Below are 10,704 nucleotides of genomic sequence, written 5' to 3'. Positions count from 1 at the left end.
AAGTTCAGCGTTTTATTCTTTCCCTTCCCATTCCAGAAAGAATTGCTGCAGGAATTCTTGCATATACTTATGTCGGCCTTCAGCAATTTTTCGGGCTGTAGGAGTATTCATCAAATCTTTCAGAAGCAATAATTTCTCGTAAAAATGGTTTATGGTTGTTCCTTCGCTGTTTTTATACTGCTCGAATGAAGCATGAAGCTGCGGATTTACCGTCGGATTGTACATTTCGCGATGCTTACTGCCTCCGTAAGCAAATGTCCGGGCTATTCCTATTGCACCCATAGCATCCAGTCGGTCGGCATCCTGCACAATAAGGCCTTCAGTGCTATCCATGGTATTTTTTACACCGGCTCCTTTGAATGAGATAGCCCGTATAATACGACAAACATGTGCTATAATACTTTCTTCGACAGACAGAGCTTCCAACCATTCGCGGGCAAGCTGCGGACCGATATCTTCATTTCCATTATGAAATTTCCAATCGGCTATGTCGTGCAGTAAAGCGGCCAGCTCTACAACAAACAAATCTGCTTTCTCCTGTTTCCCAATGTGAATGGCATTTTTCCATACACGGTACACGTGCCACCAATCGTGTCCGGAACCTTCACCTTCAAGTTTTAATCTTATATGTTCGGCGGTTTGAGCAATAATTTGTTCGTTGTTCATATCTGATGCTATTTTATAGGTAGGGTTATTATCTGACAAATAAAGCCACTGTCAGTATTGCAATAATCAACAAAACTATGAACAAGATTCCAAAAAGTACATAACTAAAAATAGTTAGTCGGATATTTTTAAAAATTTTGTTGCTGTCAAAAAATTGAATGTAAGTCCATGTCATCAACGAAACCCAAATCAATGTTTCAATATTTTCTACCACAGATACAGCTTCGTTACTGCTGCATAAGGCTATAACGGGTAGAAACAAAATGAAAACAATCATTCGCTGCCCGGCAATGTAGCAGTTGAGTACGAGGTGTTGAATGTAATTGTAACCGCTTTTTCGGAACGCCAAATAGCTGGTAAGCGAAATCACAGGCAGTAACATTAGCATGGTGTAGGCATAGTGTTCCTGTAGCCATTTGACCGAGCTGTTTATTAAGTGTACAATCTCATTTGCTTGAGCCTTGTTGTTTCCGTCAAGTTCTACAGACATTTTATCAAAATTTGTCTTCACGTGCAGTAAATGTGCAAGTAACACATAAATTGTAGATAAAATAATGATGTATGCCACAGGCTTGAAGTGTTTCACTCGCTTGCCCGAGATGTATTCCTTGATCGTATGTCCGGGTCGGGTAAACAGTTCTTTGGTGGTGTGAATTATTCCTTTGTCGATATGAAAAATGCCATGTTGAAGTTCGTGCCACAGGTATTTGAAGTTAATATCGTGTGTATCGGCAGGCTGGCCACAATAATTACAATAATGGCCTATGAATTTTTTGTTACAGTTCTTACAGGTTGTTACCATTTTACTTGAATGTGATGTATCGATTTTTTACATTTTCAGTAACCACAAAAGTAGAAACATTTTTTTTGATATGTGTCATCTGATTTGCTCCTTTTTTTGTTTCTTTGCAGATAAATCATTAATACATATAAATTATGGAAAAAGTACTCAGACGTTCGAAAGACAAAATTTTTGCAGGAGTTTGTGGAGGTATTGCCAATTATTTAGGTTGGGACTTAACGTTGGTTCGTGTGGCTTATGTGTCTTTGTCTGTTTTCACAGCGGGATTTCCCGGTTTTTTTCTATACCTGATACTTTGGGCAATAATGCCGGTTGAAGAAGAATAGTGATTGACTGTGAACTTCGTGACTGTAATTCCGGTTTTATGAGTATACAAATAATAAAACGGAATGTAATGGGCAGTGCCAAAGCTGCCAAATAAAAAATAATAAATGCCTTTTAAACTTATTTTTCCATTTCGACCTACGGGCGATCAACCTGAAGCTATCAGACAACTGGTGGAAGGACTTAATGCGGATATACCTTTTCAAACCTTACTGGGTGTAACCGGTTCAGGTAAAACATTTTCCATTGCCAATGTGGTGGAGCAGATTCAACGACCCACGTTGGTTCTGAGCCATAATAAAACGCTGGCGGCTCAGCTTTACAGCGAATTTAAAAACTTCTTTCCCGATAACGCGGTTGAATATTTCGTATCGTACTACGATTATTACCAACCGGAAGCCTATTTACCCGTAAGTGATACTTATATCGAAAAGGATTTGGCCATTAATCAGGAAATAGAGAAATTACGGTTGGCCACAACTTCAGCTTTGCTATCGGGTAGGAGGGATGTGCTGGTAGTTTCGTCTGTTTCGTGCATTTACGGTATGGGTAATCCCGACGATTTTAATAGTAATGTGATTGATATTCACCGGGGTCAGAAGGTTGTACGGAATGATTTCCTGCGTACGCTGGTGGATAGTCTTTACACCCGCAATGAAATTGAGCTGAATCGCGGAAACTTCAGAGTGAAAGGTGATACGGTGGATATATTTTTGGCTTATGCCGATTTTGTGCTGCGTGTAGTTTTTTGGGGTGATGAAATTGAAGATATTCAAACGGTTGATCCATTGACATTCAATGTACAGGAATCTTTTGATAGCTATAAAATTTATCCTGCCAGCATTTTTGTGACTACTAAGGAGCGTTTGGCGGCGGCTATTCAACTGATAGAAATAGACATGGCTAAGCAGGTGGATTATTTCAGATCTATAGGCAAACATTACGAAGCTAAACGTATTTATGAGCGGGTAAATTACGATATCGAGATGATTAAAGAGCTTGGTTATTGCTCTGGTATAGAGAATTATTCACGCTATTTCGATGGTAGAGAAGCCGGTAGCCGTCCGTTCTGTTTGTTGGATTATTTCCCCAAAGATTTCCTGATGGTTATTGACGAAAGTCACGTATCGATTTCTCAGATACGGGCTATGTTCGGGGGCGATTCTGCCCGCAAGCAGAATTTGGTGGATTATGGTTTTCGTCTGCCTTCGGCAAAGGATAATCGGCCATTGAAATTCGAAGAATTTGAGGAACTGGCTCCGCAGACTATTTATGTTAGCGCTACTCCGGCCGATTATGAACTGGAAAAAAGTCAGGGAATAGTGATAGATCAGCTTATTCGTCCCACAGGACTGCTTGATCCTATTATTGATGTACGTCCAAGTCTTAATCAGATTGATGATTTGCTCGAAGAAATCACTGTACGAACCGAAAAGAATGAGCGCACGCTGGTAACTACCCTCACTAAGCGTATGGCAGAAGAGCTGACAGATTACTTAGGCAAAATGGGCGTGCAATGTAATTATATTCACTCTGATGTGGATACGTTAGACCGGGTTCAGATTATGGAGGATTTACGTCGCGGTGTGTATGATGTGTTAATCGGAGTGAATCTGTTGCGTGAAGGGTTGGATTTGCCTGAAGTGTCTTTGGTGGCAATTCTGGATGCTGATAAAGAAGGATTCCTGCGTTCGCATCGTTCTTTGACTCAGACAGCCGGTCGTGCAGCGCGTAACCTGAATGGCCGAGTGATTATGTACGCCGATAAAATTACCGACAGCATGCAGAAAACGATTTCGGAAACCAATCGCCGACGTGAAAAGCAATTGGCATACAACGAAGCGCATGGAATCACCCCAACAGCTATCGTCAAAGGAGAGCGTAACTCGTTTAGTAAAGCTGAACCGCTGGCTTATATAGAACCGGAAAACTCAAAGAGCATTGCGGCCGATCCGGTAGTTCAGTATATGTCGAAATCTGCACTGGAAAAAGCCATTGCTAAAACGAAAAAATCTATGCAGGAAGCTGCAAAGAAACTGGAATTTCTTGAAGCTGCGCAGCTGCGTGATGAATTGATTAAACTTGAAGAAATACTCAAAGGGAAATAGATATATTATCTGAGATTATTAGAAGATTAAGATAAAGTGAGAACCGTTGTAGACAGCTGCCTATAACGGTTTTTTGTTTAAGTAAAACAGCATAAATATTCTTTTTGAAGGAATTGTTTGAAAATTTGATTACGAAATGTTGCATATATTAAGTGAATTATGTAGTTTTGCAAAATCTTCGTCTGCATTTGTTTTCAAATGATAGTCTTTTTGTATATAAATGTAATTGATAAATTCCTCTTTTTTTGAAATGCAATTCATATTTTGTAACCTGATCTCATGAAAAATTTAGAATTGATTCAGAAATTATCGATTTTACATTGTGTATATCAGGTAATTGCTTCGGCAGATGGAAGCGTGGTTGAAGAAAGAGATGATGCGGCTATTGACTATGCCATTGAGGAGTTAAGCTTATCTCCTTATTCCTGGTCATCGGCATTGCAGCTAAATCCTTATGACTGTTTTACGCATGTTGCGGGATTAGATAATGAAACTCAGCAACAGTTTAAATCCATGTTGCTAAAAATTGCCGATATGGCTGGTAATAAAGCTTTCAGAGTAACCTGTGCAAAACATTTGTTTGAGTTTTGTAAACTGAAAAATTAAAATTCAATATCTTACAAAAATTATATTGTAAGGGCGTAACCGAAAAGCCGATAGAGTAGGGTGATAAAATCTAATATTGTTTGTATGAATTACTTTCTAGCTGTATTAAAAAAATACGCTGATTTTAACGGGAGGGCCAGGAGAAGTGAATACTGGTATTTTGTTCTTTTTTTCTTCATTTTTAGCATAGCTCTTGTTTTATTTGATTTCTTGCTTGAAACCTATGCTGTTTTTTACGGTCTCTTTAGTCTGTCAATGATTATTCCTTCTATCGCTGTCGGAGTTCGCAGATTGCACGACATTGGTAAAAGTGGTTGGATGTATATGATATCATTTATCCCCTTCATCGGTGCTATCTGGCTTTTGATATTGTTCTGTAAACCCGGAGTCGAAGGAAGTAATGAATTTGGACCTGATCCAAAAGAGCTAGCTGAAGCAGAGTAACATTATTTGCATGATTTTTGTTCCTTTTTTTGCCTGAAATTAAATTTAGCCAGGCAAAAAACTGCCGATTTTTACTCGCTTTTGCTTGTCCTAAATAGCGATGTCCAAAAATAAGTATATTTCAATATCTATTCATTTGTATTACAGAGGTGTATATAATGCGGATGTCCAAAATATTTTCTATATAAAATTTGATTCTTTTCGACCAATTCACTAATTTTATAGCAGAATTTCTAAGCAGGAGCAAAGATTTGAAACCAATAAGACATATTTTAAAAATAGCAATAGAAAATTATTTTCTCATTTTGCCGTTATAATACTGTTTTTGTAAGCTCAGAACAATTGTAAATGCAAACTTAAAAACGCAAATCAAATACATAATCACTAACCAAAACGAAAAAAACTATCAGGATGACAGCATTAGAAAGAAAACGAAAAATTAAGAAGTCCAGAGTGGGTATCTGGATTAATTTACCAATATGCATCTCTTCTTTTATTATAGGAATAGATGCCATAAACAATCTCATTTTATGGAAGATTATATTTAGCGCGATTATTTTTCTTATTTCTCTAAATATGTCCATTATTTTGTTTCAACATATTGGAAGAATTCAGGAAGCCGATTAGTCGGTAATTTATATATAAAACAGAGAAGGGGATTTTCGCAAGAAAATCCCCTTCTCTGTTGATTTTGGATAGCAAAAATCAGATACCAACTGTGTCAATTTGCGCTTTGAGTTGCTTCTTAGAAGTTTTCATTATTTGCCAGTGATAAGCCCAGCAGGTAGTGGCAAAATATACAGCTGTCTGAACCCATAAGCTGATGTATTCAAATGAAACATGGCGTAGATCTGCTCCTGTTGTATTTATCTTTACGTAAGCCTGCACTCCGCTGGTTGAAGGATACATCCAGGCAAATGTCTTCCAGAATCCGTTGATATTTGACTGTGGCCACGATACACCGCTCAGAAATACCAGTATCAATGACATAAACATAAAGATTACAATACCAGTTTCTCTGTTGGGTATAAAAACCGAGACTGTCATTGAAAAGAATATCGTTGCCAGTAAAAAAGGTATCATAACCATCATGACGTCGAATGCAATACCAATGTGTGGCAGATTAAATATGCGCGGAATAAGTTCCAATGCATAAAACGCCCAGGGTGCATACATTAAAAAGTAACAAATACTTTTCCCTATAATAACTCTGAATGTACCACCACGGTGTACCGATGAACTTACCAGAACATGAAACCTGTTTTCCTCCCGCGAAGTACCGGCTATCATCCCAATCCCGAGAAAAAGTGTCTGGAATAGTATAATGACAAGTATAACCGGCATTAAAAAGCTAGCAAAACCGGCTCCTTCATTGTACAGTATTACACCATTATAGGGAATCGGACTGGCAATAATTTTGGCCGATTCGCCTGTTATACCATTGGCATTCAGTCTTTCTAGCTGAATTTGATTGCTCATAGACAGTACGCAATTGGTGCAGGCCTGATTGATAATACGATAATACATGAAACTGCTGATATCGCAGTAAATTGAAACCGTGGTTTGATCTCCAGTGCTTAATTTTTTGCTAAAGTCGGCAGGAATGTAAACAACACCATGCACTTCTTTCTTATTGTAAGCGTCTTTTGCCTCTTCCAGTGTGCTGTATCGGCTTGTAACTGCAATATTCTGCGTTGCATCCATGTGTCGCAATAATTCTCTGGACTGCGGACTGCGCGAACAATCTACTGCTGCCACCGGAACATCAATCAAAGTTTCGTTTTTATACAGGCTGCAATACAATATTGGATAGGCCAGAGGTCCCAAAACGAACATGATGACTACACCACGGTCCTTAAACATTGTTCTGAATTCTATTTTGAGCACATTCAATGTATCTTTGAGTATTGATATGATTTTCTTGTGCCAGGGCATTTTATGTCTGTTTTTCATTCTAAAACTTATTTAGTAGGATAGTTCTGACTAATGGCAGCATTTTTGAGTCGATTAAATACAAAAAATGGCAAAATTAAAAACGCAAGCATAAATACATACGAAATCAGCGAATAATGAATATCTATTCCATTAAGTGCCTGGTCAACATATATGTTGAAATAATGGTGGATAGGGAATAGCTCGCTGATGATTCTGCTGCCCATAGGCATTTGTTCTATAGGAAAAGTAGACCCGGCAAAGGTTATTCCCAAAGTTCCGAATATTCCGGCAAATGTGACTCCATCACGCAATACGGGAGTAATACCGATAAAGATCACTCCAACTGCCTGCGATGAAATAACCAGCAAGAAAGTAGCCAGAAACATCCATCCAATACTCGAATTGAGTGGATAATGCATGTATTTGTACAAAAGTATGTTACCAATAATCCCTAAAAACGTAAATATAACCGTGTAAGGTAGAAGCTTTCCGGTAAGAGCAGCAAACATGGAATGATTTGCATTTTCAACCCATTCCCGTGAGGTGCGTTGTTTGTATTCAACTCCAATAGGGAAAGCGGTCATCAATAAAACCATTAACTGCAGCATCCCGGGTAAGATGACATTCAATAAATAAGTCCCGTAATTAGCCCATGGATTACCTATAAGGTGCGTGTCCAGTGCGATGGGTTGAATGATGCCTTTTATACGGCTTTCATCTATACCTTTTGCCCTGAGTACTTTTTGCTGCATACCGATAGATGTTGCCGCACTCATGTAGGTTATATCTTTTGATATAAGCGAGCCTGCAATCAGATAAGCATCGTTTATATAAAATGTGAGGGTAGGGCGGCGGTTCGTTATAGCATCGTTTGCAAAGTTCCTTTTTATTTCAACGAAAGCATAGATATTTCCCCGTTGCATTTCCTCACGGGCTTCCTTGTGACTGTTGAGACGCATCACAATTTTTGCCTGTTGAGTGGCTTCCAGATTGCGAACAAATTGTCGTGAAATGGATGAGTTATCTAAATCAACTATCCCGATTGGCATCTTGTTTGGCTGACCTTCGTTGAAGAAAGTCAGAAAAAACACGTAGCAGAACGTCATGATGACAAACGTGGATATGAAGTAAATCGGACGACTCACCATTCGCTTCAGTTCACGGTTTAGTGTATTCTTAAATGCTGTTACTGTATTGTTTGACATATCATTTTTACTCTCGTTTTATTGAGAGTTAAGAGGTTGTTATTTTACGGTTTCTTCAAACAAAGCGGTCATTCCGGGACGTAAATCAGCTACTTTGGCAGTAGGACGGGCACGAACTTCGAATGTTTTCACATCAAACTGACCTGTGGTTTTGGTTGCTTTCCAGGTAGCGTAAGAAGCCAATGCTTTTATATAAGTCACTTTTACTTCTACAATTTTGTTATTTAAAGCAGGAACTTTTACTTTGAATGTTTTATCCATTTTAAGTCCACCGAGTAAGTCTTCGCGAACATTAAAGGTAAACCAGATATCGTTCAGATCTACAATACTCATGATAGGTGCACCTGCTCCAACCAGTTCGCCACGTTTAGGGTATATGTCTGTGATTTCACCATTGATGGGCGATGTGAGGGTTATTTCTTTCAGGTATGATTTTACTTCATTTACAGCGCCTTTAGCCCGGTCAACCAGTGCCAGTGCAGCTTCTTTATCCTCTTTTTCAGCACCATTTTTTGCCATGTCGTATTGCGATTTAGCTGCACTTGCGGTTGCTACGGCAGCTTTGTATTGAGCTTCGGCTTCGTCGCGTTTTTGGGCTGTTACTACGCCTTTATCGAATAAACGTTGAACCCGATCGAACGATTTTTTAGCTATATCAACTCCGACCTGTGCTTTTTGCCACATTTCCCATGCACCAACAATCATTTCTTTGCGGGCACCTTTTATTGCTTTTTTGTTTTGCGCCTGCGCAGCATTTTCTGCGGCATTGGCTTGTTCTATTTTTGCTGCAAGCTCGGGACTATCGATAACTACGAGCGTATCGCCTATTTTTACCTGAGTACCTTCCTCGGCCTTGAACTCTTTGACACGTCCGGTAATTTTACCCGAAATTCTGATTTCCGAAGCATCTGCTTCACCTTGTATAATAATCGGTTCGGGTCTGTTGATGATTAAACCGATGATGAATATCAAAACTATGACTACAATTAAAGCTATTAAGCCGGTTCTTAAATCCTGATTTCTTTTTTTCATTGTTGTAGAGATATTGAGTATGTTTATATTTTTATTTGATAGTTTTGGTGGAAGTTATTTCTTGTTTGCTGAATTCTGACTTCCGGTTTTATAATCGCTGGCGAGTGTTCCGAGTGATTTAGCTAAGTACAGGTTGGTTAGCTTTACGTCAATGTTCGCATCGATATATTCAGACTTGGCCGATAACCATGCGGTTTGAGCGCCCAACAAATCGGTAGAGGTTATTACTCCTTCGGTAAAGCCTTCGGTGGCGTAACGAAGGTTTTCTTCTGCTTGTTCCACATTATGTTCTGTTGATGTTTTCTTTTTTAAACTTTCGGCTACTTTGTAGGAACTTTGCTTGATCTGAAGCTGCATTTTTTCCTTAGTTTCTTCCAATTGCAGTGTAGCGATTTTGTGTTGTGATTTGGCTGCATTCAGCGTATGAACCTTGTCTCCAAAGTGAAACAAAGGGATATTAGCTACAACTCCTATGGAGTACATGCCTCCGAATTGATTCTTATAACCATCAAACGAATTGGGGTTGGTCACCAGATAATTACCCGAAAGTACGATGTTGGGCAAGAAGCGTGAAACCATAATTTTCTCGTTTGATTTGGCAATGTTTTCCAACTGTATCAGCTGTTTTATCTCCGGTCTGTTGTTCAATGCCTGATCAATAGGGATAAGTCGGGTGATAGTTTCGGCGGCTAAGTCCTGGTCGGCCAGTGTGTACACATCATCCAACGCTATACCACATAACTGATTGAGTGCCATTCTCGACAGGTTCAGTCCATCTTCGGCTTTTGTCATTGTAATGTCGGCTTCGTTGAGCTTAACGCGCACTTTCAAGGCTTCGGCTTTGGTGGCAACGCCTTCATTTATCATATCGGTTACGTTTGAATCAACACGAGCTATCAGGTTACGGTATTCTTTTGCCAGTTTCACTTTGTTTTCAAGCGAAACTACCCGCCAATAGGCTTCGTCAACTTCCAGTAACAGCTCGGTCATTTTACTCTCCTGTTGAGCCTGAGCAAGATTCTCACCGTATTTGGCAATATTGTAGAGTTCTTTGATTTTACCACCCATGAAAATCGGTTGTACAAAACCAATGGATCCGACAAATACATTTTGAACATCGAACTCCATAGCACTTTTGGGTAGCAATGCATAGTTTTTCCACTGGATTTTCTCCGGATTTACTTTGGGATCGAACACATTTCCTGCTGCATCCATCGGAGCATAGGTGTTCGCAGCTACTTGTTTCCAGCTGTTATTCCATGAATTGGCATAATTCGGAGTCCCATTGGCATTCATGTTATAAACCGGTAAATTTGCGTCTTCAGACAATAACGAAAGATTTTTCTCATTTCGGGTGTAAGCCCCGTTGGCAGAAAAGTTTGGCAAAAACTGTGTAAATGCTGCTTCTTTCAGTTGCTTTGCTGCTTTTACAGATTCTTGTACCATTTGCAAACTTTTATTGTGCGCAAGCGCCATCTGGCGACAATCTTCGAGTTGAAGCACTTTCTGTGCCTGTATCTGCACCGATCCGGCAACGGCAATGATAACTAATAGGTTTTTATTCATACCTTTTTTATAAATA

10 protein-coding genes are annotated in these 10,704 nt (G+C 39.3%); 4 read left to right on the top strand and 6 right to left on the bottom strand.

What is annotated here, in order from left to right:
• Positions 1-12: 12 nt before the first annotated feature.
• Both PALPR_RS04415 and PALPR_RS04410 read right to left on the bottom strand, forming a co-directional pair.
• Positions 13-666, bottom strand: a complete 654-nt coding sequence (locus PALPR_RS04415; protein WP_013444413.1) for an HD domain-containing protein — start codon at positions 664-666, stop codon at positions 13-15.
• Positions 667-694: 28 nt separating this feature from the next.
• Entirely contained in the window at positions 695-1,468 is a 774-nt protein-coding gene (locus PALPR_RS04410) for a DUF3667 domain-containing protein (protein ID WP_013444412.1), read from the bottom strand.
• 134 nt (positions 1,469-1,602) lie between these two features.
• Here PALPR_RS04410 and PALPR_RS04405 point away from each other — a divergent pair, with 134 nt between their 5' ends.
• The 4 genes from PALPR_RS04405 (at position 1,603) to PALPR_RS04390 (ending at position 4,950) form a co-directional block, all read left to right on the top strand.
• Positions 1,603-1,794, top strand: coding sequence for a PspC domain-containing protein (locus tag PALPR_RS04405; RefSeq protein WP_013444411.1), 192 nt, complete (start codon positions 1,603-1,605; stop codon positions 1,792-1,794).
• A gap of 105 nt (positions 1,795-1,899) precedes the next feature.
• On the top strand, positions 1,900-3,900 hold the full coding sequence (uvrB, locus tag PALPR_RS04400; protein ID WP_013444410.1) for an excinuclease ABC subunit UvrB: 2,001 nt from the start codon (positions 1,900-1,902) through the stop codon (positions 3,898-3,900).
• A gap of 279 nt (positions 3,901-4,179) precedes the next feature.
• Positions 4,180-4,506: a hypothetical protein gene (locus PALPR_RS04395; RefSeq protein WP_041620224.1), complete on the top strand. Its 327-nt coding sequence runs from the start codon at positions 4,180-4,182 to the stop codon at positions 4,504-4,506.
• A gap of 84 nt (positions 4,507-4,590) precedes the next feature.
• Positions 4,591-4,950, top strand: coding sequence for a DUF805 domain-containing protein (locus PALPR_RS04390; protein WP_013444409.1), 360 nt, complete (start codon positions 4,591-4,593; stop codon positions 4,948-4,950).
• Between the two features lie 705 nt (positions 4,951-5,655).
• Here PALPR_RS04390 and PALPR_RS04380 read toward each other — a convergent pair.
• The 4 genes from PALPR_RS04380 to PALPR_RS04365 are packed head-to-tail and all read right to left on the bottom strand — an operon-like array spanning position 5,656 to position 10,688.
• Positions 5,656-6,903 carry an ABC transporter permease gene (locus tag PALPR_RS04380; RefSeq protein ID WP_013444407.1) on the bottom strand — a complete coding sequence of 416 codons (1,248 nt, stop codon included), beginning with the start codon at positions 6,901-6,903 and terminating at the stop codon, positions 5,656-5,658.
• Between the two features lie 8 nt (positions 6,904-6,911).
• A complete protein-coding gene (locus tag PALPR_RS04375; RefSeq protein WP_013444406.1) occupies positions 6,912-8,090 on the bottom strand; it encodes an ABC transporter permease in 1,179 nt (392 codons plus the stop codon).
• Between the two features lie 39 nt (positions 8,091-8,129).
• On the bottom strand, positions 8,130-9,122 hold the full coding sequence (locus tag PALPR_RS04370) for an HlyD family secretion protein (protein WP_013444405.1): 993 nt from the start codon (positions 9,120-9,122) through the stop codon (positions 8,130-8,132).
• A 54-nt stretch (positions 9,123-9,176) separates the two neighbouring features.
• Positions 9,177-10,688 (bottom strand): TolC family protein, encoded by a 1,512-nt coding sequence (locus PALPR_RS04365; protein ID WP_013444404.1) that lies wholly within the window; start codon positions 10,686-10,688, stop codon positions 9,177-9,179.
• Between the last annotated feature and the right edge of the window lie 16 nt (positions 10,689-10,704).

Origin of the sequence: Paludibacter propionicigenes WB4 (genome assembly GCF_000183135.1) — a bacterium.
In the GTDB taxonomy this organism is placed as follows: Bacteria; Bacteroidota; Bacteroidia; order Bacteroidales; family Paludibacteraceae; genus Paludibacter; species Paludibacter propionicigenes.
Note: the sequence above shows the minus strand (reverse complement) of the source record. Positions and strands in the feature narration are given on the sequence as shown.

Coding starts and splice junctions, on each gene's coding strand:
- PALPR_RS04415 (WP_013444413.1), bottom strand. CDS start 666: ATGAACAACGAACAAATTATTGCTCAAACCGCCGAACATATAAGATTA.
- PALPR_RS04410 (WP_013444412.1), bottom strand. CDS start 1,468: ATGGTAACAACCTGTAAGAACTGTAACAAAAAATTCATAGGCCATTAT.
- PALPR_RS04405 (WP_013444411.1), top strand. CDS start 1,603: ATGGAAAAAGTACTCAGACGTTCGAAAGACAAAATTTTTGCAGGAGTT.
- uvrB (WP_013444410.1), top strand. CDS start 1,900: ATGCCTTTTAAACTTATTTTTCCATTTCGACCTACGGGCGATCAACCT.
- PALPR_RS04395 (WP_041620224.1), top strand. CDS start 4,180: ATGAAAAATTTAGAATTGATTCAGAAATTATCGATTTTACATTGTGTA.
- PALPR_RS04390 (WP_013444409.1), top strand. CDS start 4,591: ATGAATTACTTTCTAGCTGTATTAAAAAAATACGCTGATTTTAACGGG.
- PALPR_RS04380 (WP_013444407.1), bottom strand. CDS start 6,903: ATGAAAAACAGACATAAAATGCCCTGGCACAAGAAAATCATATCAATA.
- PALPR_RS04375 (WP_013444406.1), bottom strand. CDS start 8,090: ATGTCAAACAATACAGTAACAGCATTTAAGAATACACTAAACCGTGAA.
- PALPR_RS04370 (WP_013444405.1), bottom strand. CDS start 9,122: ATGAAAAAAAGAAATCAGGATTTAAGAACCGGCTTAATAGCTTTAATT.
- PALPR_RS04365 (WP_013444404.1), bottom strand. CDS start 10,688: ATGAATAAAAACCTATTAGTTATCATTGCCGTTGCCGGATCGGTGCAG.